The following is a 24,007-nucleotide window of genomic DNA, read 5'->3' as shown; positions in this document are numbered from 1 at the left end:
TGTTGAAAAAGAGCATTAGCGGGCGGCGTCGACGCGGATCTTCAGCGGCTGCGGATCCTTGCCATCGAGTTGCACGGCATGATGTTCGGTGGTGATGAACAGCAGCTCGCCGTTGACTTCGATGCGCGCGCTGACCGAGTAACGGTGGCCCGGTTTGACCTGGGCCGGATCGTAGCGCAAGTGGAACGGCAACGGCACCTGGCCTTTGACCGGGCCTTTTTGTTCATCGAGCACGACCGCTGGCGCATCGGCCAGGGACACGTCCTGCAGGCTCACGCTCAGGGTCGCGCTCGGTGGCAGGGCGATGCGTTGCAGGTAGAACACTTCGCCGTCGAGGCTCGCCTGGCCGCTCGGTGAAGTCGATTGGCAGGCGCTCAGCAGCGTGGCTGCAGCCAGAAGGGTGAGTTTTTTCATCGCAAGTCTCCGTATCGACGGCGCCAGACACAGCCTGGCGCCTGTAGGCATTTATTCGCTTGGCGCGGGCGCGGTGACCTGCTCGGCCGCATCTTCACTGCGATGCAGCGCCACCTGACGGATCGACAGGCGAATTTCGGCCGGCAACACGCGCTTGGCTGCACCTTCGGCCAGTTCGCCGAGCAGTTCGTGATAGCTCAGCTTGCCGGCCTCGTCACGGCGCAGCACGTCGAGATCGAGCAGGGTCTGGATGAAGTGGCGGAACAGGCTCTTGTCGAAGAACTCCGGGGCATTGAGGCCATGCAGGATCGACAGGCGCTGGGCCATGACCGTGCACAGGTCTTCCAGTTCTTCGGCGCTGATGCTGTTCTGCCCGGCGTTGAGCAGCAGCGAGACGGTCATGTAGAAACGCTGCAGGGTCTGCGCGATGCTCTTCGACAGCAGGGTCAGCAGGACGAAATGCCGCGAACTCGGCGCCGGGCGCAGGTACACGTCCTTTTCGAAGCGCAGCAGGCCTTGCTCGACGAACGCCTCCAGCCACTGGTCGATCACCGCGTCGAGTTCGTCCAGGCGCCAGCGGATGAACAGCTCTGCCTGCAGGTACGGATACAGCGCACGGGTGTAGCGCAGGATCTGTTCGCGACTCATGCGCGAGGTGCTCTGGAAGAAGCTCGCCAGCAGCGCCGGCAGAGCGAAGATGTGCAGCACGTTGTTGCGGTAGTAGGTCATCAGGACGGCGTTCTGCTCGTCCAGATAGAGAATCTTGCCCAGCGCGTCGTTCTGCTCGGACAGCAGATCCATGTCCTTCACGTGCTCGATCAGCGCGCGGCCATCGCCCTGCGGCAAGGTGGTGTGCGGCGAGTACGGGACTTTGCGCAGCAGCGCCAGGTACAGGTCCAGCACCCGCGCCATGGCGCGGTCATCCAGTGCCAGGCGGGTGGTCGACAGCAGCGCCAGCGCCACCAGGTTGACCGGGTTGATCGCCGCGGCCTCGTTCAGGTGCTGCGCGACTTTGTCGCCGAGGCGGTTGGTGGTTTCGTTGAGCCAGGCCGGCTTGAACTGCGGGCCGAGGTCCTGCTGGCGCCAGTCCGGCTGTTCGCTGTCGAGGAATTCCGCCAGCTTGATCGGCTCGCCGAAGTTCACCGCGACCTGACCGAAGCGCTGCTTGAGCGCGCCGATGACTTTGAAGATGTCGAAGATCGACTCTTTCTTTTTGCTCGCGCCGCGCAGCTCACCGAGGTAGGTGCGGCCTTCCAGCACGCGTTCATAGCCGATGTACACCGGCACGAACACGATCGGCATGCGCGACGAACGCAGGAAGCTGCGCAGCGTGATCGCCAGCATGCCGGTTTTCGGCTGCAGCATGCGCCCGGTACGCGAGCGGCCGCCCTCGACGAAGTACTCGACCGGGAAGCCTTTGGTGAACAGGGTGTGCAGGTATTCGTTGAACACCGAGGTGTACAGCGGGTTGCCCTTGAAGGTGCGGCGCATGAAGAAAGCGCCGCCACGGCGCAGCAGGCTGCCGATCACCGGCATGTTCAGGTTGATCCCGGCGGCGATGTGCGGAGGGGTCAGGCCGTTGCGAAACAGCAGGTAGGAGAGCAGCAGGTAATCGATGTGGCTGCGGTGGCATGGCACGTAGATCACTTCGTGCCCCTGGGCGACCTTTTGCACGCCTTCGATGTGGTTGACCTTGATGCCGTCGTAGATCTTGTTCCAGAACCAGCTCAGCACCACTTCGAGGAAACGGATCGCGGTGTAGGTGTAGTCCGAGGCGATCTCGTTGCCGTAGCGCAGGGCCTGGGCCTTGGCCTTTTCCGGGGAGATGTTCTCGCGCTCGGCTTCCTCGAGGATGGCCTGTTTGACCAGCGGTTGGTTGAGCAGGCCCTTGACCAGGTTGCGCCGGTGGGAAATGTCCGGGCCGATCACGGCCGCTTTCAGGTTGCGGAAGTGCACGCGCAGGATGCGCTGGGCCATGCGCACGGTGCGTTCGTGGCCCTTGTTGTGCTCGATCAGTTCACGCAGGTGGATCGGTGCGGAGAATTGCACGCGGGTCTTGCGCCCCAGCACGATGATGCTCAGCAACCGGCGCAGGCGTCCGGTGACGGCCCAGCTGTCGGCGAACAGCAGCTTCCACGGACTGTTTTCGCTGTCCGGCGACTGCCCCCAGAACACGCTGACCGGGATGATCTGTGCGTCTTCGGCGGCGTTCTGCGTCAGGGCGCTGACCAGGCGGGTCAGGGTCGGTGGCGCACCGCGCTTGTCCTGGCGGCCGAGCCAGTCCGGGTCCGGGGTCAGGTAGAAGAACGCCGCCGGTTCGATCAGCGATCCCACCGATACCGGCAGCACCGGGCGCGGCAGGCCGGCCTTGGTGCACTCGGTATCGACCACCGCCAGGTCGGTGAGCGAAGGGTTTTGCAGGACGTAGAACACCGGGCGACTGCGGTCGAGGTTGAGGGTGAACGACGACTGGTTGATCGTCTCCGAGCGAACCCAGAGGTACAACAATCGGCGCAAGGTGCCAAACACAAGACGGCGGAACGGGGAACGGGTCATACGGCTTCTGCGTGAGTGGATAAACCGAGCGTTTGCTCGGGCGGTCGACAGTTTGCCGTATTCACTGAAAATCGGCAAAAAAGCGGCGAAGTAAACTCCTGTTGAGAGTTTTTGCGCCTGTCATATACTCGGCGGTCTGTCGCCGGGGCCCTTTTATGGACGTCGGACGCAGGCTGACGTTCCGCAAAGGCTTTCCTGCGAAAAGCCTGTTCAATAATAAAAATGGAGTATGAACAGATGGCAACACGTGAAACCGGCAATGTGAAGTGGTTCAACGACGCCAAAGGCTACGGCTTCATCCAGCGCGAAGACGGCGTGGACGTGTTCGTGCACTACCGCGCGATCCGCGGTGAAGGGCATCGCTCGCTGACCGAAGGCCAGCAAGTCGAATACGCGGTGGTGACGGGGGAAAAGGGTTTGCAGGCTGAAGACGTGGTCGGCCTGTAACGTTCAGGATCAGAAGATCGCAGCCTACGCCAGCTTCTACAGGGCAAATGCATTGCAAACTGTGGGAGCTGGCGCAGGCTGCGATCTTTTTTTCGGCGCCTGATCAGGCGCTGGATGAATGAACACCTGTCAGTTCTGACAGTAGACGGATGTTTAGCCCGGATCTAGTTTCTGCGAAAACGCGGCGCGTTCATCGCAGAGGGCACGGTTATGCCGAGAGCATTCGCAGTTGTTGTGATGGTGTTTCTAGCCGGATGCACGACGCCGGCTTCCCCTCCAGACCAGCCTGCCAGCCGTGCCTTGGCCACGCCGCCGCAGGCAGATGCCCAAGGCGTCGCGGCCGCACCGCCGGCATTATTCAACTTGGTTGAAGCTCCGCAGCGCGTACTGAATCTGGATGCATTCGGCGCCGAGGCCCACGCGCAGGTGAGTTATCCGAGCATGGCGCCTGGTGACCAGGTCCTGACGTATGTGGTGGTCGGCTCGAAAGAGTACGACACACCGATTCAGAAGGTCGCCACGCCGGGAATACTGACGTTCTCGTTTCCGAAGGCCTGGGTGGCTGATCGCATCGGCGGCAATTTTATCCTCGGCTATGCGGTCGACGGCCCTAACCAGCAATTCATTCACCGACCACCACTTGTCATCGATGTAACGCACGGCCCGGAAAACCCGGAAGAGCAGATTGTGTTCAAGGTGCTTGAGGCGCCGGCCGGCGAGTTGAACGCCGACACGCTGGGTGCCGACGCCACCGTGCAGGTCAGTTACCCGAGACTGGCGCGCAAGGACACCGTCGGCGTGCGCCTGACGGGGGTGGCGTTGCGTGACACGCCCATTCAGACCGTGTCCAGCGTGGGCGTGCAGACGTTCAAGCTGCCCAAGGCCTGGATCACCGAGAACAAGGGGCGCACGGTCAGCCTGACGTACACCTACAAGTACGGTGGGGCTGGAGGCCTGATCACTTCGGATCCCTTGAGCATCCGAGTGGTGAGTGCCCAGGGGCAAAATGTGTTCAAGGTCGTCGAGGCGCCGGCCGGTGAGTTGAACGCCGACACGCTGGGCGCGGAAGCCACCGTGCAGGTCAGTTACCCGAGCCTGGCGCGCAATGACACCGTCGGCGTGCGCCTGACAGGGGTGGCGCTGCGTGACACGCCCATTCAGACCGTGTCCACCGTAGGCACTCAGACGTTCAAGCTGCCCAAGGCCTGGATCACCGAGAACAAGGGGCGCGCGGTCAGCCTGACGTACACCTACAAGGTCGGTGGGTCAGGTAATTTGATTACGTCGCCAGCGCTGGCTATCCGCGTTACAGGTGGGGCGCCTGTCGGAGACGGTCAACGGGTGGCTGATGAGCTGAATGCACAATATGCCGATACACGACAAAATTGCGGCAGTGCTTCGCTGCCGGCGGCATTGTGCTCGGGGGTGATATTGCGCGCGACGATCAACGGTACCGGCTATCGTGCCTGGAATCCCAGCCCGCTCTCGCAGAAGAACGGTGGCGTGTCGTTTTTCTATCTGCGTAAGGACGCAGCCTTCAAGGCGTTTCCAGCCAGTTATCCGAATACCAGTGGCATCGTCTTTTTCCCTGCACAGCAGCGTCCCGCAGGCACGGTAGAGATTCCGGTTCTCTGCATTTTTCCCGTGGACGGCGGCAGTGACATCCGCGCAGACCAGGGGTGCGGGGTGTCGTCCAATTATCCAACCGTCAGTCGCTCTTGTGAGCAGCAGGGTATTACGACGGCGGCGGGCTGGCTCAGCCACTATAACCAGGGGCCCAGCGGATGGAAGTATCAGCGCCAGTGTGGTTTCAACGTCCGACCCAGCCAGGGAGCACTGGCTGCTGATGCGTTTTATCAGGGGATTGTGGCCATGAAGTTGCTGGGAGCCGAGGGGTTCAATGGCTGGAATGAGATCCGACTGGCCACGTGGGCACAGGACATCCACACGAGCATTCCTATCAAGGCTTTCTTTTATACGGCCAATGGCTTGGCGGATGCCAGGTTCAATCAGCAGGATTTTTACAAGTATTCCGGCAAGGTCGTACCGATCATCAAGCTGACGTTGCCCAGAACGACAACCGAATCAGCCCGGTTTGAATTCATCAAGGCTGATCAGTCCGTCGGCAACTGGAACTGATGGACACCGAGCGCCTCGCCGCCCTCTTTGTTCATCTGGGGCGGTGGAGCGTTCAGGTGGCTCAGGCGGTTTTCCAGGTGATCTCTTCTTCACCATCGGCGCTGATGCGGATCCAGCGATCCGCCGTTTCCTCGCCTTCTTCCTCGACCCACGTGCCCGGTGCGCAACGCACTTCGACGTTAAGCGCGGCGAATGCGGCGCGGGCGCAGGCGATGTCGTCTTCCCAGGGGGTCTGGTCGCTTTCCAGGTACAGGCTGTTCCATTTGCCCACGGCTTTCGGCAGCCAGGTCACCGGAATGTTGCCGGCCTTGCACTTGTAGGTCTGGCCTTTCTGTACCCAGTCGCTGCACGGGCCCAGTGCGGCGCCGAGCCAGGCGGCAATCGCCTTGTGGTCGACGTCGGCGTCTTTCAGGTAAATCTCGATATCCGGTTGGCGCATGGATGTCCTCACTGCGGGTCTGAAAAATCCATTCGCGGATTTAGCCGGCCACGGGCACTCGCCCGCAGCCAAAAAGTTATTGAAGAACGAAATAATCGTAGCGCATCGACACCGTGGTCACGAAAGGCTCGGCCTGCTCGATCACCGCCGCGCGACGCTCGGCACTGGCGCGCCAGCCGTGGGGCGTCATCGCCAGCAGGTTGGCGCGATCCTCGGGCTTGTCCAGCGTCAGAGTGAATTCCAGGGTTTCGCTGTGCGCCAGCGCCATGCCTTGCGGCACCAGGGCCAGGTGCTTGTCGTCGGTGTACTCGCGCACTTCGTCGTACAGGCGTTCACGCAATTCCATCAGGTGACCGCTGGTCGGACCGACCTTCATCAGGCCGCCGCCGACGCTGAGCAGGCGCTTGGCTTCTGCCCAGTCCAGCGGACTGAAGACGCTGGCGAGGAACTGGCAACTGCCCGACGCCAAGGGCACGCGGGCCATGCTGGCAATCAACCAGCTAATCGCCGGATTACGCTTGCAGGCGCGTTTGACCGCTTCCTTCGAAATGTCCAGCGCATAGCCATCGGCGTCCGGCAGGGCCTCGGCGATCTGCGCGGTGTAGTAACCCTCGCCACAGCCGATGTCGACCCAGCGTGCCGGCGCATAACCCGCCGCCAGCTCGGCCAGACGCTTGGCCACCGGCGCGTAATGCCCGGCGTTGAGGAAGTCGCGGCGGGCCTCGACCATCGCCTGGTTGTCGCCAGGGTCGCGACTGTTCTTGTGCTGCACCGGCAACAGGTTCAGGTAGCCCTGACGCGCGCGGTCGAAACGGTGGCCCGCCGGGCACACCACACCGTTGTCCACCGCGTTCAGCGGCTCACTGCAGATCGGGCACGCGAGCATCAGGCGAGCAACTTGATCAGGGTCTGGTAGTAGATCTCGGTCAGCACGTCGAGATCGGCCGCCAGCACGCGTTCGTTGACCTGGTGGATGGTCGCGTTGACCGGGCCGAGCTCAACCACCTGGGTGCCCATGGTCGCGATGAAACGACCATCGGAGGTGCCGCCGCTGGTCGACGCCTTGGTCTCGCGGCCGGTGATGTCCTTGATGCTCGACGACACCGCGTCGAGCAGCGCGCCCGGCTCGGTGAGGAATGGCAGGCCGGACAGCGCCCAGTCGATGTGCCAGTCCAGGCCGTGCTTGTCGAGGATGTCGGCCACGCGTTTCTGCAGGCCTTCGACTGTCGATTCGGTGGAGAAGCGGAAGTTGAACAACGCCACCAGGTCGCCCGGGATCACGTTGGTCGCGCCAGTGCCGGAGTTGACGTTGGAGATCTGGAAACTGGTCGGCGGGAAGAAATCGTTGCCGTGGTCCCAGTGCTCGGCGGCCAGTTCGGCCAGGGCCGGGGCCGCGAGGTGGATCGGGTTCTTCGCCAGGTGCGGATAGGCCACGTGGCCCTGCACGCCGCGCACCGTCAGTTTGGCGCCGAGCGAGCCGCGACGGCCGTTCTTCACCACGTCACCGACCAGGGTGGTGCTCGACGGTTCGCCGACGATGCACCAGTCCAGGCGCTCGTTGCGCGCTGCCAGGCGCTCGACCACTGCCTTGGTGCCGTGGTGCGCCGGGCCTTCTTCGTCGCTGGTGATGAGGAACGCGACCTTGCCCTTGTGGTTCGGGTAGTCGGCGACGAAGCGTTCGGCGGCCACGGTCATCGACGCCAGGCTGCCCTTCATGTCCGCAGCGCCACGGCCGCAGAGCATGCCGTGCTCGTCGATCACGGCGTTGAACGGGTCGATCTGCCATGCGGTCACCGGGCCGGTCGGCACCACGTCGGTGTGGCCGGCGAAGCACAGCACCGGACCGTCGTGGCTACCGTGGGTGGCCCAAAAGTTATCCACATCTTCGATGCGCATCGGCTCGAGGGTGAAACCGGCATCGCCCAGGCGCTGCATCATCTGCTTCTGGCAATCGGCGTCGACCGGCGTCACCGACGGACGGCGGATCAGGTCGATGGCGAGTTGAAGGGTCGGCGAAAGGTCGGCGTGGGCCGTCATGGAAAACTCCGGGGTCATGAATTTGAGCGAGGGCCAATGTGGGAGCGAGCCTGCTCGCGAATGCGCTGTGTCAGTCAACATAAAGGTTGAATGTTACAAAGCCTTCGCGAGCAGGCTCGCTCCCACAGGGGATAGGGGGCGGTCAGTCAGACCGGTATCCCGCCAAGCCCCGCAAAATGGCGGTTATCTTAAAGCAAAACGGCGACCATTGGCCGCCGTTTAGTGCTTCGCGCAGGATTTAGACCGCCGGTGCCGCTTCCGGCGCAGTGGCCGGTTTCGGCAGCGACGAGAGGAACGCCATGATCAGCGCCGCCACGTAGGGCAGCGACTGCACCAGCAGCATGGCCACCCAGAAGCGCATGTCGTTGCTTGGAATGCCCTGCACCAGGAAGATCCCCAGCGCCGCGCCCCACAGCAGCAGCATGATGAACAGCTCTTCGCGGGCCTCGGAAATTGCCACCCAGAAACCGTGGTTATCGGCGTTTTTCGGCGTGCGGAAGAACGGAATGCTGCTGGTGAAGAAGCCGTACAGCACCGCTTTGGCGATGGTGTGCGACAACGCCAGCCCGGCCAGTGCCGCGCAGAACGCATCCTTGAGATTCACGCCCACGGCGCGACGGTAGAGGAAGATGATCTTGCCGACCTTGAACACGAACAGCGCCAGCGGTGGAATCGCAAAAATCAGCAGCGGCGGGTCGACCCGTTGCGGCACGATGATCATCGCCGCCGACCACAGCAACGCGCCAACGGTAAAGAAGATGTTCATGCCATCCGCCACCCACGGCAGCCAGCCGGCGAGGAAGTGGTAACGCTGGCCGCGAGTCAGCTCGGTGTCCTTGCCGCGCAGCAGGCTGCGGGTGTGGCGCTTGATGATCTGGATCGCTCCGTAGGCCCAGCGGAAACGCTGTTTCTTGAAGTCGATGAAGGTATCCGGCATCAGACCCTTGCCGTAGCTGTCGTGGTAGTACGCCGCCGACAGGCCTTTTTCGAACACGCGCAGGCCGAGCTCGGCGTCTTCGCAGATACACCAGTCGGCCCAGCCCAGTTCTTCCAGAACCGAACGCCGGGTCATGGTCATGGTGCCGTGCTGAATGATCGCGTCGCGGTCGTTGCGCGTGACCATGCCGATGTGGAAGAAGCCTTTGTATTCGGCGTAGCAGAGCTTTTTGAACGTGCTTTCGTTCTGGTCGCGGTAATCCTGCGGCGACTGCACCACGGCGATTTTCGGATCGGCGAAGTGCGGCACCATGTGCTTGAGCCAGTTCGGGTGCACGCAGTAGTCGGAGTCGATCACCGCGATCACTTCGGCGTCCTTGGCGGTGTGCGGAATCAGGTAGTTCAGCGCGCCGCCCTTGAACCCGGCCAGGGGCGAGACGTGGAAGAACTTGAAGCGCGGGCCGAGGGTTGCGCAGTAATCGCGCACCGGCTCCCACACTGCCGGGTCCTTGGTGTTGTTGTCGATGATCAGGACTTCGAAATCCGGATAGTCGAGGTTGGCCAGGGCGTTGAGGGTCTGTTTGACCATCTCCGGCGGCTCGTTGTAGCAGGGCACATGGATCGACACTTTCGGCCGGTAGTCGGAGTCGCCGATCACCGGCAGGAATTCACGCCGGCGCTTGTGGATCCACACCGCTTCGGCCAGTTCGTGAGCCTCGGTCAGCAGGACGATGAACACGCCCAGCGCACCGAGCGCGAGCAGGAAGCCCACGGTCAGACTGAACCAGGTGCTGTATTGCTGGCTGTAGTCGTAACCGATCCACACCAGCACCGAACCGCAGAGGAACGCGATAAAGGTCAGGAAGGTCCGCCCGCGCTGGCGCAGGGCCGAGCCGTCGATCATCAGCAGGGTCAGCGAAAGCAGCGCCAGCACCACCGAGCCGATCGCCAGCACCCGCCATTGCGGAATCGCCACTACCGGGCCTTCGAAATTGAATTTCTGCTGGCGCGCGGCGTTGAACACGCCCCAGTACGCGCCGACCGAACCTTCATCGCTGGCCTTCCACGGCTGGTCGAACGCTTCGATGACGAAGTAGTTGAAGCCCTGGCGGTTGAGTTTGTTGACCAGCGTGCGCAAATAGATTGCCTGATCCGCTGGCGACGCATCGGCGCCACCGCGCATGCGGCCGTTGCTCGGCCAGCCCACTTCGGAAAGCAGCAGCGGTTTTTTCGGGAACAGTTTTTTCAGGTCACGGGCGCGGTCGAAGACGAACTGCCCGGCCTTGTCCACCGGAATGAATTCCCAGTAGGGCAGGACGTGCGCGGCGATCAGGTCGACGTGCTTGGCCAGTTCCGGGTGTTCTTCCCAGACGTGCCACTGTTCGGAGGTCGTCACCGGCACCTTGACCGCTGCGCGGACGCGATCGAGCAGGACGCTGAGTTGTTCGGCGGTGATTTCCTTGCGGAAGATCGCTTCGTTGCCGACGACCACGCGAACGACGCTGCGCGAGGTGTTGGCCAGTTCGATGGCGCGCTGGATTTCCCGCTCGTTGCGTTCCTGGTCGGGGCTGATCCAGATCCCCAGGGTCACGCGCAGGCCGAATTCCTCGGCCAGTTTCGGGATGTCTTGCAGCGTGCCGTCGACCGAGTAGATGCGGATGTTGTCCGTCAGCTTGCTCATGATTTCCAGGTCGCGGCGCATTTCCTCGTCGGAGGGATACTGATCCCTCTGTGGGAATTGGCCCTGCTGGAACGGCGAGTAGGAGAAGCCGGAGATCTGCTCCGGCCAGTTCGGCGCAGAAACCGGGCGGTTGATCAGCGCCCAGAAGCCGGTGAACAGGGCGGCGATTGCCAGAACCACCACCAGGTTGAGTCCAAATTTACGCGATGACATAGCTGTTTCGGGTTCCAAAGGCTGTGGAACGAAGGAACGGATCGGCTTACGCCAAAAGGGCGCGAATCCTACACCGGCACTCCACTAGTCGTACACAAGACAGGGAAATGCCCGATATTGGGCAACCCGCTTTGACTTAAGTTCTTACACTTTTAGCGCGAAGCTTAAAACTTGTCGCGGCGTGGCCCTATAATGCGCGCCGGTTTTTGGGGTAATGGTCATGAGTACAGAAGATCCGCGGTTTGCAGGCATCGCCCGTTTGTATGGCATCGAGGGCCTGGAGCGCCTGCGCGCCGCCCATGTGGCGATCGTCGGCGTCGGTGGTGTCGGCTCCTGGGCGGCGGAAGCCATGGCCCGTTGCGGCGTCGGCGAGATTTCGCTGTTCGACCTCGACGACGTCTGCGTCAGCAATGCCAACCGCCAGTTGCATGCGCTGGACAGCACCGTCGGCAAACCCAAGGTCGAGGTGATGGCCGAGCGCCTGCGCGGGATCAACCCGGACTGCACCGTGCACGCCGTGGCGGATTTCGTCACCCGCGACACCATGGCTGAGTACATCACGCCGCACATCGACTGCGTGATCGACTGCATCGACAGCGTCAACGCCAAGGCCGCGCTGATTGCCTGGTGCAAGCGGCGCAAGATCCAGATCATCACCACGGGCGGCGCCGGCGGGCAGATCGATCCGACGCTGATCCAGGTCTGCGATCTGAACCGCACCTTCAACGATCCGCTGGCCTCGAAAGTGCGTTCGACCCTGCGCCGCGACTACGGCTTCTCGCGCACCGTCACCCGCCATTACAGCGTGCCGTGCGTGTTCTCCACCGAACAACTGCGCTACCCGAAACCGGATGGCAGCATTTGCCTGCAGAAGAGTTTTGTCGGCGACGGGGTCAAGCTGGACTGCGCGGGCGGCTTTGGCGCGGTGATGATGGTCACGGCGACGTTCGGCATGGTCGCGGCGACCAAGGCGGTGGACAAGATTGTCGCGGGTGTGCGGCGCCCGGCGGATCGGGCCAAGCCGCAGGCTTGATTCTGCGGCTTAGGACCTCTTCGCGAGCAGGCTCGCTCCCACATTGAAATGCATTCCCCTGTGGGAGCGAGCCTGCTCGCGAAAGCGATTAATCGGCCAACTCATTCATCCGCTTGAGCACGGCATTCAAGCCATTGCTGCGCGATGGCGAGAGTTGCCGCGAAAGACCTAGCTGATTGAACCAGTCCGGCAGATCAACCTGCTGCAATTCAGCGGCCGACAAGCCGTTGACCCGCACCAGCAGCAACGCCACCAATCCGCGAATCAGCCGCGCATCGCTGCTCGCTGCGAATTGCCAGTGACCGTCGCGCAACTCGCCCACCAGCCACACCTGGCTCTCACAGCCGTGCACCCGATTGGCGTCGCATTGGTCGGCATCGCTCAACGGCGGCAGACGATCGCCGAACTGCATCAACAGCCGCGCCCGTTGTTCCCAACCGGCGGCGTTGTGAAACGTTTGCAGCGCTTCGGCGGCTTCGACCGGCAGGCTCATCGCAACAGCTCCAGGGCCTGATCCAGCGCTTCAAAGAAGCGCTCCAGATCTTCGGAATCGTTGTACAGCGCCAGCGACACACGAATCGCTCCGGCCAGTTCGAAGCTTTTCAGCAACGGCATGGCGCAGTGGTGCCCGGCGCGTACGGCGATGCCTTGCTCGGTCAGCAGGTGCGCGAGATCGGCGTTGTGCACGCCTTCGACGACAAAACTGGCCAGCGCCAGTTGCGGCTTGCCGAGCAGGCGAATGCCGTTGCGCGCGGCGAGGCCGCGCAGCAGGTAGTCGTGCAGCGCCGCTTCGTGGGCGGCTACCGCGTCCGCATCCAGCCCGGCGAGGTAATCGAGGGTCGCGCCGAGGCCGATCACGCTGGCGATCGGTGGTGTGCCCGCTTCGAAACCCAGCGGTGCCGGACGAAAGCGTGCGTCGTGGTAATGGGCTTCCATCACCATTTCGCCGCCGAACTGCCACGGTTTCAGTTGTGCAAGCGCACGATGGCGCCCGAACAGCACGCCGAGACCGTCGGGGCCGTACAGCTTGTGGCTGGAGAACACATAAAAGTCGCAGCCCAGGGCCTGCACGTCATGCCGTCCGTGCACCACGCCCTGCGCGCCATCGACCACGGTCAGAGCGTTCTGCGCCTTGGCCATCGCCAGCAGCGCCGGCAGCGGTTGCCAGGCACCGAGCACGTTGGACAACTGGCTGACCGCCAGCAAGCGCGTGCGCGGACCGATCAGGCGCAGGGCGGCGCCGAGGTCGATCAGACCGTCGGCGTCCAGCGGCAGAATGACCAGTTTCAGTTCGCGACGTTGCGCCAGTTGCTGCCACGGCAGCAGGTTGGCGTGATGCTCCAGGGCGCTGATGACAATTTCATCGCCCGGCTGGAAGAGATGCTCGAGGCCATAAGCCAGGAGGTTCAGCGCACTGGTGGCGCCGTGGGTGAAGACGATGTGCCCGCTGTCTGCGGCATTCAGCCATTGGGCAACCTTGAGCCGGCTGTCTTCGAACGCCTGCGTCGCATGGGCGCCGGGCAGATGCTGCGCGCGATGCACGTTGGCGGCACCGTTGGCGTAGTAATGCGCCAGCGCATCGAGCAGGGCCTGGGGTTTTTGCGTGGTGGCGGCGTTGTCCAGGTAGGTCTGGTCTTGCCGTTGCAGGGCGGCGATGGCTGGAAAATCGGCGCGCCAGAGGGAGGGAATCATCATCTTTTCAGCCCTGTGAACTTGGGCGGGGGTACACAAGACACTGTGGGAGCGAGCTGGCTCGCGAAGGCGTCCTCGAGGACGCCAAAAAGCTTCGCGAGCCAGCTCGCTCCCACAGATTATCAATGTGCTGCTTAGTTGTGAGCGTGCAGCGCTTCGTTCAGTTCGATGGCCGATTTGTGGGTCTTGCACTCCACGGCACCGGTTTCTGAATTGCGACGGAACAGCAGGTCGGTCTGCCCGGCCAGCTCACGCGCCTTCACCACCTTGACCAGATTGTTGTGCTCGTCCAGCAGCGCGACCTTGGTGCCGGCGGTCACGTACAGGCCCGACTCGACGGTGTTGCGGTCGCCCAGCGGGATACCGATACCGGCGTTGGCGCCGATCAGGCAGCCTTCGCCGACCTTGATCACGATGTTGCCGCCACCCGACAGGGTGCCCATGGTCGAGCAGCCGCCGCCCAGGTCCGAACCCTTGCCGACGAATACGCCAGCGGAAACGCGGCCTTCGATCATGCCCGGGCCTTCGGTGCCGGCGTTGAAGTTGATGAAGCCTTCGTGCATCACGGTGGTGCCTTCGCCCACGTACGCACCCAGGCGCAGACGCGCGGCGTCAGCGATACGCACGCCGGCCGGGACCACGTAGTCGGTCATTTTCGGGAACTTGTCCACCGAGAACACTTCCAGCAGCTCGCCACGCAGACGGGCTTCGAGTTGCAGCTCGGCCAGTTCGCTCAGGTCGATCGCGCCCTGGCTGGTCCAGGCCACGTTCGGCAGCAGCGGGAAGATCCCGGCCAGGCTCACGCCATGCGGCTTGACCAGACGGTGCGACAGCAGGTGCAGCTTGAGGTACGCCTCAGGCGTCGAGGTCAGCTGCGCGTCTTCGGCCAGCAGGGTGGCGACCAGCGGCTTGTGGCTCTCGGCCAGACGGGTCAGCAGCTTGCCTTGCACGGCGTCGATGCCTTTGACCGCTTCTGCCAGTTGTGCGGCCTGCGCGGTGGTGAAGGTGATGGCCTGGTTGCCTTCGCTGTAACCGAGGATCGGCGCCACGGCGGCGACCAGCTCGGCGGACGGGTTGAGCAGCGGCTGCGCGTAGAACACTTCCAGCCACGCGCCTTGACGATTTTGCGTGCCGACACCAAAGGCGATGCTGAACAGGGACTTGGACATGTGAATACCTCTAGCAATAAATGACGGGCTGCTTACTTGAGCGCGGCCGCGTAGATGTCTGGCTTGAAGCCAATCAGGGTTCGGTCACCGAGATCGAGCACCGGGCGCTTGATCATCGAGGGTTGGGCGAGCATCAGGTCGATGGCTTTCGACTGGTCGAGATCGGCTTTGCGTTCGTCGTCGAGCTTGCGAAAGGTCGTGCCGGCGCGGTTCAACACCGTTTGCCAGCCGTGTTCGTCACACCATTGGGTCAGGTGCTCACGGTCGATGCCGGCGGTCTTGTAATCGTGGAAGTCGTAGCTGACAGCGTGTTCATCGAGCCAGGTGCGCGCCTTTTTCATGGTGTCGCAGGCTTTGATGCCGAAAAGGTGCAACGTTTTACTTGAAACGGTCAAGGAATTGCCCCCTTTACAGGTGCTGGAAAAAAATGGTGTGGGATTATGCCATGACCAACGCGTTTCGTCGGCCACGGTTGTCGTAACGCTGCAAAACCGGTGGGAGCGAGCCTGCTCGCGAAGGGGTCATGTCAGGCAATATCTCTGTTGCATGAGACAGCGCATTCGCGAGCAAGCCCGCTCCCACAAGGGATTTGCGACAGGGCTGCGACATAGGTGCAACGGTCAGCGCCATGCTAAGCGGCTAATATGGCAGTTCAACGCTGTCGATTGTCTGAGATTTCCGCTTTATGCAAACCGCTTATACCGTCCTCATCCTGCTGATGCTGGTCAGCGTTTCGCGACTGGTCGGACGGGTCATCCCGTTGCCGCTGCCCCTGGTGCAGATTGCCGCCGGCGCCTTGCTGGCGTGGCCGACCCTCGGCCTGCACGTCGCCCTCGATCCCGAATTGTTCCTGTTTCTGTTCCTGCCGCCGCTGTTGTTCTCCGACGGCTGGCGCATGCCCAAGCGCGAATTGTGGCGCCTGCGCGGGCCGGTGCTGACCCTGGCCGTGGGCCTGGTGCTGTTCACGGTGGTCGGCGCCGGATACTTCATTCACTGGCTGCTGCCGACCATTCCACTGCCCGTCGCGTTTGCGCTGGCGGCGGTGCTGTCGCCGACCGACGCCGTGGCGGTGTCGGCGATTGCCCAGAACCGCTTGCCCACGCCGCTGATGCACATGTTGCAGGGCGAGGCGCTGATGAATGACGCGTCGGGCTTGGTGACGTTCAAGTTTGCCCTCGCCGCCGCGGTGACCGGGGCGTTTTCCCTGGCCAATGCCAGCCTGACCTTCGTCCTGGTGGCGCTCGGCGGGCTGGCGGTCGGCGTGGCGCTGAGCTGGCTGGTCGGGCGCTTGCGCGCGTGGATGATCGCCCGTGGCTGGGATGATCCGGCGACTCACGTGGTGTTCATGTTGCTCCTGCCGTTCGCCGCGTATGTGCTGGCGGAACGGCTGGGGGCCTCGGGCATCCTCTCGGCGGTCGCGGCGGGGATGATGCAGAGCTGGCTCGATCTGTTGCCTCGGCAGACCAGCACCCGTCTGCTCAATCGCAGCGTCTGGTCGTTGCTGGAGTTCGCTTTCAACGGGCTGATCTTCCTCCTGCTCGGCCTGCAATTGCCGGACATCATCAAAGCGGTGGTCAGCCACGAACCGTCGTTGTGGCCGACGCTGTTCTACCGCTGCCTCGACGTCCTGGCGATTTTCCTCGCCCTGGTGCTGTTGCGGTTTGTCTGGGTACAGAGCATCTGGCGTTTGTCGGTGCTGTTGCGGCGGTTGCGCGGCAAGGGCGATCTGACCCAGGTGCCTACCGCACGCTCCTGCTGGCTGCTGACGGTCGGTGGTGTGCGCGGGGCGGTGACGCTGGCCGGTGTGATGTCGGTGCCGATGCTGATGGGCACCGAGGCATTCCCCGAGCGTGACCTGCTGATCTTCATCGCCGCCGGGGTGATCCTACTGTCGCTGGTGGCGGCGTGCATTGCCTTGCCGCTGTTGTTGCGCGGCATCGAAAAAAGCCCGGACGACAAACGGCGCCAGGAAGTCCGTGACGCCTGGCGCAAGACCGCCGAAGCGGCCATCCATGCGCTGGAAACCGAGGAGGTCATCCCGCAGGACGCCGCGCAGGCGGCACTCTCGGCAGAACTGAAAGCGCGGATCATGTCCGAATATCGCCATCAGCTCGAGGTGTTCAACGACTCGGCCGAAGCCCAGGCGCTGGCCTTCCAGATGGATCTGCTGGAGCGCCGCCTGCGGCTCAAGGCCCTGCGCGCGCAGCGTCTGGAACTGTACAGCCTCAGCCGTCAGCACCAGATCGGTGATGACGTGCTGCGTGAGGTGCTTGGCGAACTGGACTTGAGCGAGGCCAATCTCGGTCAGGTCAAATAGACGCAGGCGGGATCAGGCGCTCTGGGCAACGGGGTGCGGATAGGCCTTGGCCATGGACGCCTTGTCCTTTTCGCTGAGCACCCGGTTGAGGTCAATCCGGAAGTCGCCCAGGGTCCAGTCCTGGCGCACCGGGTAGTGCATGATCGACTGCGGGTCGTACGGCGAATAGTCGAATTGGCTGGCATCGAGCAGGTTGAAGTAGCGCTCGTCGACCGCGCGGCGGGCGTAATCATCCTCGTCGGCGTCCGCCGCCACCCCATGTGCCGCGTAGACCGCCGCTTTGTTCCACGGAATGTTCGATTCGGGGTGCAGATGCTCATGCTCGGCGCCCAGGGCATGGCCGAATTCATGCAGCACACTGGCGGCGAAAATCGCTGGTGCGTGCAGATCCGGCGACAGGTGCATTGTCGGGCCTTCCTCGATCAGCAGGGCATTGGTGCCGATGGCCGACCAGTACACCCCGGGCGTGCTGCTGATGCGGATTTCGCCTGCCGAGCCCTCGACGAACTCCAGCAACAGATTGATGTGTGGCTGCCAGGCGCTGGCTGCTGCGATGACGGCGTCCTTGAACGCCTGGTCGCCGCTGACGAAGGCAATGCGCAGCGTGCGCCCCGGCGCCCAGAAGTGTGCGTGGTTGCCGGCCGCGCGTTTTTTGCGCGCGGCTGCAGTGGATCTCTGGTTGGCCGGGTTTTCGTTTATGGCCACTTGATAGGAAGCCTGCAGATTGATTGAAGTATCGGTAAGGCAGGGCATTGCGAAGTTCATGATTAAGTGTCCGTACTTGTAGTTGACTGCATGTCGGTGTCCGGAAGAGTTGTTCCGGTGGTTCAAGTTAACGGCGCACGCGGCTTGATTAAAGTCAGTGGTTGGTCAGTTGTTTTACTTGATATTGAAAGTTTGCCGGGCATTGCGCCCGGCACACGTGTATGCAGTTTATTTCGGATAGAGCAGGCGCATCAGGCGCTTGTCTTTCTTGCTGATGCGGCGATTGATCGGGACTTCCCAGTCGCCCAGCGTCAGGCTGTTCGGCACCGGATGATGCATGACCGACTTGCGGTCGTAGGCGGTATGCACCGCGCTCAATGTGTCGAACGTGGCGAACAGGTTTCGGTCGACCTGAGTCTTGCTCAGCGGGTTCATTTCACGATTTTGATAGAACGCGTAGACCTTGGGTTTATCCCACGGGATGTTCGCCTGTGGATGCTGGTGCTCGTGCATGGCACCGAGGGCGTGGCCGAATTCGTGGATGACGATCACGTCGAAATCGGCATGGTCCGGCGGCACGCCGAGGTTCATCGTGGGGTGGTCGGGGTGGATCAGCAGGGCGTCCGTGCCAAGCATCGAACTGTTGTCGTTATTGCCGGTAGCAATGCGGATGTCGCCCTCATCATCGACGAAGACAAACTTCAAGTTGATGTAGGGCAGCCATTGGCTGGCGGCGGCGATGATTTTCTGTTTGTGTGCGGCGGGCGGATTATCCAGAAAGGCAATCTTCAACGTACGACCATTGGCCCACAGTTTTGAATAGTTGAACAACGAGCGTTTTCGCCGGGTTCGGCCCGTTGTGCCGGCATTGGCCGGATTCTCATTGATGGCGCTGGTGTAAGCCGCTTGATCGTCTGGCGACTGGATAAGTTGGCAGTCTGTCAGTTGATGCATTGTCGACTTCTTCCTTGAAGTGGGTGGTAAGGGCGTTGTTTACGCGCAGCAAGCGGCGCGGCCCGAGACTAAGCCTTGGCTGGGAGGAAGGAGGGGTACAGGAATGCTGCAACTGTAACGCGATATTTGCATTGCCCGTGCCGGATTGCCCGGCACGGGCCCCGGGTATTACTGGCGACGCAGGACGAAGTCGCGGATGCGCTCGGCCGCTTCCACGCATTCGGCCAGCGGGGCGACCAGCGCCATGCGCACCCGGCCGGCGCCCGGGTTGGTGTCGTCGACGTCGCGCGACAGGTACGAACCCGGCACCACGGTCACGTGTTCCTCGGCGAACAGGTCACGGCAGAACGCCGCGTCATCGCCTTGCACGTTCGGCCACAGGTAGAAGCTGCCGTCCGGGCGCTGCACGTCCATTACCGGGGCGAGGATCGCCAGGACCGCGTCGAACTTCTCGCGATACAGCGCACGGTTGGCGCGCACGTGCACTTCGTCGTTCCACGCGGCAACGCTGGCCAGTTGTGTCTGCACCGGCATCGCGCAGCCATGGTAGGTGCGATAGAGCAGGAAGCCCTTGAGGATGTCGGCATCGCCGGCGACGAAGCCGGAACGCAGGCCCGGCAGGTTGGAACGCTTGGACAGGCTGTGGAACACCACGCAGCGCTTGAAATCCTGGCGACCCAGTTCGGCGCAGGCACTGAGCAGGCCCGGCGGTGGCGTCTGTTCGTCGAAGTACAGCTCGCTGTAGCACTCGTCGGCGGCGATCACGAAGTCGTATTCGTCGGCCAGGGCGATGAGCTTTTTCAGGGTCTCGACTGGAATCAGCGCACCGGTCGGGTTGCCGGGCGAGCACAGGAACAGGATCTGGCAACGCTTCCAGATGTCCGCCGACACGGCGTCGAAGTCCGGGTTGAAGCCGTTTTCATCCAGGCACGGCAGGTAGTGCGGCTTGGCCCCGGCGAGAAATGCCGCGCCTTCGTAGATCTGATAGAACGGGTTCGGGCTGACCACCAGCGCGTCGTCGCCACGGTTGACCACGGTCTGGGTGAAAGCGAACAGCGCCTCGCGGGTGCCGTTGACCGGCAGCACGTTGCGCGCCGGATCGATCCAGCCCGCTGGCACATGGAAACGACGCTCGCACCAGGCCGCGATGGCTTCGCGCAGGGCCGGAATGCCGAGGGTGGTCGGGTAGACCGCCATCTGATCCAGGTTGCTCGCCAGGGCCTCGGCGACAAAGCTTGGCGAGCGGTGTTTCGGCTCGCCGATGGACAGCGCGATCGGGCGCTTGTCCGGGTTCGGCGTGACGCTGCCGAGCAGGGCACGGAGCTTTTCGAACGGGTAGGGCTGCAACTGGTTCAGAGCGTTATTCATGAGGGCCTCGTTCAATGTGGGCGGCGCCTGCCGGCACGGCCCACAGGGGAAAATGGTTGGATCAGATACTGATGCGCGACAGCTTGATATCAGGTTCCTGAGTAACGCTCAGTTGCTCGACGATTGCGTCCTGCAAACGGCTGCACAGCAACGGATCGGACAACGGCTGGTTGTGCGCGTCGGTGATGAAGAACACGTCTTCCACCCGTTCGCCCAGCGTGGCGATCTTGGCGTTCTGCAGCGACAGATCGAACTCGAGGAAAATCCCGCCGACCCGCGCCAGCAGGCCCGGACGATCCGGTGCCGTCAGCTCCAGCACCGTCACCGGTCGCTGGGCATCGTTGTGGATGGTCACCTGTGGCGCGAACGCGAAGTGCTTGAGCTGGCGCGGCACCCGGCGCTGGATGATCGTCGGGTAATCGTCGGGGTTGCGCAGGGCTTCGGTCAGGCCGTCGCGAATCTGCTTGACCCGCGCCGGGTTGTCGCCGATCGAGTCGCCATCGGTGTCGAGCACGATGTAGGTGTCGAGGGTGAACTGGCTGCTCGAGGTGATGACCCGGGCATCGTGAATGTTCAGGTTGAGCTGGTCCATCGCGGCCACGGTCACGGCGAAGAAGTCGTGCTGGTCCGGGGCATAGATGAAGATTTGCGTACCGCCCTCGAATTCGCGCTGGGTGGTTTCCTTGATCAGCACCAGCGGCCCGCCATCGGCCGGCTGCTGGAGGATGGCGTCGCTGTGCCAGGCGACGTCGCCGGCGGTGTGACGCAGGAAGTAGTCGTCGCCCAGTTGCGCCCACAGCTGCTCGACGTCGTCCGGGTCGGTGCCGCCGCGCACCAGGATGTCCAGCGCCGCGCTCTGGGTCTGGCGGATCTGCTCTTCGCGATCCACCGGGTTTTCCAGGCCGCGGCGCAGGGCGCGCTTGGTCTCGGTGTAGAGCTGGCGCAGCAGGCTGGCGCGCCACGAATTCCACAGGGTCGGGTTGGTGGCGTTGATGTCGGCGACGGTCAGCACGTACAGGTAGTCGAGGCGGGTTTCATCGCCGACAGCCTGGGCGAAGTCGTGGATCACCTGCGGGTCGGACAGATCCTTGCGCTGGGCGGTGGTCGACATCACCAGGTGGTTCTGCACCAGCCAGACGATCAGCCGGCTGTCCCACACAGGTAGTTGATGGCGCTGGCAGAACGCCTCGGCATCGACCGCGCCGATTTCCGAGTGATCGCCGTGCCGGCCCTTGCCGATATCGTGATACAGGCCCGCCATATAAATGAGTTCGGGCTTGGGCAGCTTGGCCATGAGCTTGGCCGCCAGCGGGAATTTCTCCGACACCTGGGTGTACTGCAGCTTGCGCAGGTGCTTGATCAGATTCAGCGTGTGCGCATCGACCGTATAGATGTGGAACAGGTCGTGCTGCATCTGCCCGACGATGAAGCCGAACTCCGGCAGGTAACGGCCGAGGATGCCGTAGCGGTTCATCCGCCGCAGGTTGCGGTGGATGCCGATCTTGCACTTGAACAGCTCGATGAACAGGCTGGTGTTGCGAATGTCGTTACGGAAGTTGTCGTCGATCAGGTGGCGGTTTTCCCGCAGCAGACGAATGGTGTCGGCGCGTACGCCTTTGATTTCCGGCTGCTGGGCCATCAGCACGAAGATCTCGAGCATGGCGAACGGCGTACGACGGAACACGTTGTCGTTGCGTGCCTCGATGTAGCCGTCGTGCAGCTGGAACCGCGCGTTGATCGGCTGGGGCGGCGCCTCGTCTTCCGGGGCGAGGATGACTTCCTCGAAGTGCTGGATGATCAGGTCGCTGAGCTGGGCGATGCTCATCACCACGCGGAAATACTGTTGCATGAAGTTTTCGACGGCCTGTTTCGCGTCGTCGCCTTCAAACCCCAGCAGCCCGGCGATGGTGCGCTGGTGATCGAACAGCAGGCGGTCCTCGGCGCGGCCGGCAAGCATGTGCAGGGCATAGCGCACCTTCCAGAGAAATTCCTGGGAGGAGGCAAGCAGGGCATTTTCGCTCTCGACCAGGAAACCTTCGCCGGCCAGGGCGCGCAGGTTCAGGGTGCCGTACTGGCGCCGGGCAACCCAGAGGATCGTCTGGATATCGCGCAGGCCGCCGGGCGAGCCTTTGACGTTGGGTTCCAGGTTGTATTCGGTGTCGTTGTATTTGTGGTGGCGGGCCTTCTGCTCGGCGCGCTTGGCCAGGAAGAACTCCTTGCTCGGCCACATGTGGGCGGTGCTGGTGACGTCGAGCATGCGCTGGCGCAGACGCTCGGGGCCGCAGATGGTGCGGCTTTCGATCAGGTTGGTGACCACCGTCAGGTCGGCGCGGGCCTCTTCGGCGCATTCGTCGACCGAGCGTACGCTTTGCCCGACTTCCAGGCCGATGTCCCACAGCAGCGTCAGAAAACGCTCGATGGAGTCGCGGAAAACTTCGTGATCGGCGCTGTCGAGCAGGATCAGTAGGTCAATGTCGGAATACGGGTGCAGCTCGCCGCGCCCGTAACCGCCGACCGCGACCAGCGCGATATCGGCGTCTTCGCTCCAGTTGAACTGCTCCCAGGCCTTTTGCAGGATGTTGTCGACGAACCAGGCGCGGTCCTCGATCAGCCGTCGAATGTCGCGCCCGCTGCGAAAACGCGCGTCGAGCACTTCACGGGCCTGGCGGATCGCCTTCTTGAATGCGGCGATGGGGCTCGCTTTCAGGGCCAGTTCAGCCTGGAACTGGCCGCGGTCGAAGAGTTCGGGATCCACCTGCGGCATCGATTGGCTTTCCTTTCTGTCTATGGGCTGGGAGCGTTTTCCGGGATCAGGCCGATACGCGCGGGATCGTGTCGTCGCTGCGCAGGGTGAAGATCTCGTAGCCGGTGTCGGTGACCAGCAGGGTATGTTCCCACTGGGCCGAGAGCTTGCGGTCCTTGGTGATCGCGGTCCAGCCGTCACCCAGGACCTTGGTGTCCGCCTTGCCCTGGTTGATCATCGGCTCGATGGTGAAGGTCATGCCGGCCTTCAGTTCCATGCCGGTGCCGGCACGACCGTAGTGGAGGATCTGCGGTTCTTCGTGGAACACCTTGCCGATGCCATGGCCGCAGAACTCGCGCACCACCGAGAAGCCGTTCTTTTCCGCATGCTTCTGGATGATTTCACCGATGTCGCCGAGACGGCAGCCGGGTTTGACGATCTCGATCGCCTTGTACATGCATTCCTGGGTGACTTGCGACAGGCGCTCGGCCCATACCGGCACGGTGCCGACGTGGAACATGCGGCTGGTGTCGCCGTGGTAGCCGTCCTTGATCACGGTGACGTCGATGTTCAGCGTGTCGCCGTTCTTCAGCGGCTTGTCGTTCGGGATGCCGTGGCAGACCACGTGGTTGATCGAGGTGCAGATCGACTTCGGGTAGCCCTTGTAGTTGAGCGGGGCAGGGATGGCCTGTTGCACGTTGACGATGTAGTCGTGGCAGATCTGGTTCAGCTCATCGGTGGTCACGCCCGGCTTGACGTGTTCGGCAATCATTTCCAGCACGTCGGCGGCCAGTTTGCCGGCGACACGCATGGCGGCGATGTCCTCGGGGGTTTTGAGGGTGACGGTCATACAGGCTCTCTCTGCGCTCGGCGGCGCTTGTTGATACGGGTGGGGCCGCAGGTGTTCGTTTTGCGACCCGAGAAAAACGCGATTCTAACAGACCAAAGGCGCAAAACCGCGCCTGCGTGCAGCGCTTGTGTCTATACAATGGCAGGCGATACCGCGATTCCATGGCGCCGGCGCGCAGGTCCCTGAAGCGATTACAGATTCCGGGTTCCGTTTGTGCCCTTGCTGTGGTATAAAATGCGCCGCTTTCCGGGGATAGCTCCGGGAGCACTAACCCACACACGTGTCGACACGATGGCCTGGGTGCCTTTGATCCT

19 protein-coding genes are annotated in these 24,007 nt (G+C 62.7%); 4 read left to right on the top strand and 15 right to left on the bottom strand.

Features of this window, described 5'->3' with window-relative positions:
- Positions 1-15: 15 nt before the first annotated feature.
- Together QRN70_RS10150 and plsB are read right to left on the bottom strand one after the other, a co-directional pair.
- The gene (locus QRN70_RS10150) at positions 16-414 is read right to left on the bottom strand and encodes a YbaY family lipoprotein (protein WP_285417421.1); all 399 of its coding nucleotides are present in this window, start codon (positions 412-414) and stop codon (positions 16-18) included.
- Positions 415-465: 51 nt separating this feature from the next.
- Positions 466-2,970, bottom strand: coding sequence for a glycerol-3-phosphate 1-O-acyltransferase PlsB (plsB, locus tag QRN70_RS10145; protein WP_285417419.1), 2,505 nt, complete (start codon positions 2,968-2,970; stop codon positions 466-468).
- A 237-nt stretch (positions 2,971-3,207) separates the two neighbouring features.
- On the opposite strand from plsB, the gene QRN70_RS10140 reads away from it, so the two are divergent.
- Together QRN70_RS10140 and QRN70_RS10135 are read left to right on the top strand one after the other, a co-directional pair.
- Positions 3,208-3,417, top strand: a complete 210-nt coding sequence (locus tag QRN70_RS10140; RefSeq protein WP_007964248.1) for a cold-shock protein — start codon at positions 3,208-3,210, stop codon at positions 3,415-3,417.
- Positions 3,418-3,627: 210 nt separating this feature from the next.
- Entirely contained in the window at positions 3,628-5,556 is a 1,929-nt protein-coding gene (locus tag QRN70_RS10135) for a hypothetical protein (RefSeq protein ID WP_285417417.1), read from the top strand.
- 61 nt (positions 5,557-5,617) lie between these two features.
- On the opposite strand, the gene QRN70_RS10130 is transcribed toward QRN70_RS10135, so the two are convergent.
- The 4 genes from QRN70_RS10130 to QRN70_RS10115 form a co-directional block, all read right to left on the bottom strand.
- Entirely contained in the window at positions 5,618-5,995 is a 378-nt protein-coding gene (locus tag QRN70_RS10130) for a hypothetical protein (protein ID WP_285417415.1), read from the bottom strand.
- Positions 5,996-6,071: 76 nt separating this feature from the next.
- Positions 6,072-6,881, bottom strand: coding sequence for a putative RNA methyltransferase (locus QRN70_RS10125; RefSeq protein WP_285417413.1), 810 nt, complete (start codon positions 6,879-6,881; stop codon positions 6,072-6,074).
- Entirely contained in the window at positions 6,881-8,032 is a 1,152-nt protein-coding gene (gene dapE, locus QRN70_RS10120; RefSeq protein ID WP_285417411.1) for a succinyl-diaminopimelate desuccinylase, read from the bottom strand. Before dapE ends, QRN70_RS10125 begins: the two co-directional genes overlap by 1 nt.
- 238 nt (positions 8,033-8,270) lie before the next feature.
- Entirely contained in the window at positions 8,271-10,862 is a 2,592-nt protein-coding gene (locus QRN70_RS10115) for a glycosyltransferase (protein ID WP_285417410.1), read from the bottom strand.
- Between the two features lie 214 nt (positions 10,863-11,076).
- Between QRN70_RS10115 and tcdA the strand changes: the two genes are divergently transcribed.
- Positions 11,077-11,895: a tRNA cyclic N6-threonylcarbamoyladenosine(37) synthase TcdA gene (gene tcdA / locus QRN70_RS10110; RefSeq protein ID WP_285417408.1), complete on the top strand. Its 819-nt coding sequence runs from the start codon at positions 11,077-11,079 to the stop codon at positions 11,893-11,895.
- A gap of 88 nt (positions 11,896-11,983) precedes the next feature.
- Here tcdA and QRN70_RS10105 read toward each other — a convergent pair whose 3' ends face one another.
- The 4 genes from QRN70_RS10105 to QRN70_RS10090 all read right to left on the bottom strand — a co-directional run bounded on the left by QRN70_RS10105 (position 11,984) and on the right by QRN70_RS10090 (position 15,151).
- A complete protein-coding gene (locus tag QRN70_RS10105; protein WP_285417407.1) occupies positions 11,984-12,388 on the bottom strand; it encodes a SufE family protein in 405 nt (134 codons plus the stop codon).
- Positions 12,385-13,590, bottom strand: a complete 1,206-nt coding sequence (locus QRN70_RS10100; protein ID WP_285417406.1) for an aminotransferase class V-fold PLP-dependent enzyme — start codon at positions 13,588-13,590, stop codon at positions 12,385-12,387. Before QRN70_RS10100 ends, QRN70_RS10105 begins: the two co-directional genes overlap by 4 nt.
- A gap of 131 nt (positions 13,591-13,721) precedes the next feature.
- Positions 13,722-14,756: a 2,3,4,5-tetrahydropyridine-2,6-dicarboxylate N-succinyltransferase gene (dapD, locus tag QRN70_RS10095; protein WP_285417404.1), complete on the bottom strand. Its 1,035-nt coding sequence runs from the start codon at positions 14,754-14,756 to the stop codon at positions 13,722-13,724.
- A 32-nt stretch (positions 14,757-14,788) separates the two neighbouring features.
- Positions 14,789-15,151: an ArsC family reductase gene (locus tag QRN70_RS10090; RefSeq protein ID WP_285417402.1), complete on the bottom strand. Its 363-nt coding sequence runs from the start codon at positions 15,149-15,151 to the stop codon at positions 14,789-14,791.
- Between the two features lie 290 nt (positions 15,152-15,441).
- Between QRN70_RS10090 and QRN70_RS10085 the strand changes: the two genes are divergently transcribed.
- Entirely contained in the window at positions 15,442-17,073 is a 1,632-nt protein-coding gene (locus QRN70_RS10085) for a Na+/H+ antiporter (protein WP_285417400.1), read from the top strand.
- A 12-nt stretch (positions 17,074-17,085) separates the two neighbouring features.
- Here QRN70_RS10085 and QRN70_RS10080 read toward each other — a convergent pair whose 3' ends face one another.
- From QRN70_RS10080 to map, 5 genes are all read right to left on the bottom strand, one after another.
- Positions 17,086-17,838 carry a zinc metalloprotease gene (locus QRN70_RS10080; protein ID WP_285417398.1) on the bottom strand — a complete coding sequence of 251 codons (753 nt, stop codon included), beginning with the start codon at positions 17,836-17,838 and terminating at the stop codon, positions 17,086-17,088.
- Between the two features lie 168 nt (positions 17,839-18,006).
- A complete protein-coding gene (locus QRN70_RS10075) occupies positions 18,007-18,732 on the bottom strand; it encodes a M12 family metallopeptidase (RefSeq protein ID WP_285417397.1) in 726 nt (241 codons plus the stop codon).
- Positions 18,733-18,900: 168 nt separating this feature from the next.
- On the bottom strand, positions 18,901-20,100 hold the full coding sequence (gene dapC / locus QRN70_RS10070; RefSeq protein ID WP_285417396.1) for a succinyldiaminopimelate transaminase: 1,200 nt from the start codon (positions 20,098-20,100) through the stop codon (positions 18,901-18,903).
- A gap of 61 nt (positions 20,101-20,161) precedes the next feature.
- The gene (locus QRN70_RS10065; RefSeq protein ID WP_285417395.1) at positions 20,162-22,864 is read right to left on the bottom strand and encodes a [protein-PII] uridylyltransferase; all 2,703 of its coding nucleotides are present in this window, start codon (positions 22,862-22,864) and stop codon (positions 20,162-20,164) included.
- A 46-nt stretch (positions 22,865-22,910) separates the two neighbouring features.
- Complete coding sequence (gene map / locus QRN70_RS10060) at positions 22,911-23,693, bottom strand: type I methionyl aminopeptidase (protein WP_285417394.1); 783 nt, start codon at positions 23,691-23,693, stop codon at positions 22,911-22,913.
- Positions 23,694-24,007 lie beyond the last annotated feature (314 nt).

Origin of the sequence: Pseudomonas sp. efr-133-TYG-5, from assembly GCF_030209175.1 — a bacterium.
Classification (GTDB): Bacteria; Pseudomonadota; Gammaproteobacteria; order Pseudomonadales; family Pseudomonadaceae; genus Aquipseudomonas.
Note: the sequence above shows the minus strand (reverse complement) of the source record. Positions and strands in the feature narration are given on the sequence as shown.

Coding starts and splice junctions, on each gene's coding strand:
- QRN70_RS10150 (WP_285417421.1), bottom strand. CDS start 414: ATGAAAAAACTCACCCTTCTGGCTGCAGCCACGCTGCTGAGCGCCTGC.
- plsB (WP_285417419.1), bottom strand. CDS start 2,970: ATGACCCGTTCCCCGTTCCGCCGTCTTGTGTTTGGCACCTTGCGCCGA.
- QRN70_RS10140 (WP_007964248.1), top strand. CDS start 3,208: ATGGCAACACGTGAAACCGGCAATGTGAAGTGGTTCAACGACGCCAAA.
- QRN70_RS10135 (WP_285417417.1), top strand. CDS start 3,628: ATGCCGAGAGCATTCGCAGTTGTTGTGATGGTGTTTCTAGCCGGATGC.
- QRN70_RS10130 (WP_285417415.1), bottom strand. CDS start 5,995: ATGCGCCAACCGGATATCGAGATTTACCTGAAAGACGCCGACGTCGAC.
- QRN70_RS10125 (WP_285417413.1), bottom strand. CDS start 6,881: ATGCTCGCGTGCCCGATCTGCAGTGAGCCGCTGAACGCGGTGGACAAC.
- dapE (WP_285417411.1), bottom strand. CDS start 8,032: ATGACGGCCCACGCCGACCTTTCGCCGACCCTTCAACTCGCCATCGAC.
- QRN70_RS10115 (WP_285417410.1), bottom strand. CDS start 10,862: ATGTCATCGCGTAAATTTGGACTCAACCTGGTGGTGGTTCTGGCAATC.
- tcdA (WP_285417408.1), top strand. CDS start 11,077: ATGGTCATGAGTACAGAAGATCCGCGGTTTGCAGGCATCGCCCGTTTG.
- QRN70_RS10105 (WP_285417407.1), bottom strand. CDS start 12,388: ATGAGCCTGCCGGTCGAAGCCGCCGAAGCGCTGCAAACGTTTCACAAC.
- QRN70_RS10100 (WP_285417406.1), bottom strand. CDS start 13,590: ATGATGATTCCCTCCCTCTGGCGCGCCGATTTTCCAGCCATCGCCGCC.
- dapD (WP_285417404.1), bottom strand. CDS start 14,756: ATGTCCAAGTCCCTGTTCAGCATCGCCTTTGGTGTCGGCACGCAAAAT.
- QRN70_RS10085 (WP_285417400.1), top strand. CDS start 15,442: ATGCAAACCGCTTATACCGTCCTCATCCTGCTGATGCTGGTCAGCGTT.
- QRN70_RS10080 (WP_285417398.1), bottom strand. CDS start 17,838: ATGAACTTCGCAATGCCCTGCCTTACCGATACTTCAATCAATCTGCAG.
- QRN70_RS10075 (WP_285417397.1), bottom strand. CDS start 18,732: ATGCATCAACTGACAGACTGCCAACTTATCCAGTCGCCAGACGATCAA.
- dapC (WP_285417396.1), bottom strand. CDS start 20,100: ATGAATAACGCTCTGAACCAGTTGCAGCCCTACCCGTTCGAAAAGCTC.
- QRN70_RS10065 (WP_285417395.1), bottom strand. CDS start 22,864: ATGCCGCAGGTGGATCCCGAACTCTTCGACCGCGGCCAGTTCCAGGCT.
- map (WP_285417394.1), bottom strand. CDS start 23,693: ATGACCGTCACCCTCAAAACCCCCGAGGACATCGCCGCCATGCGTGTC.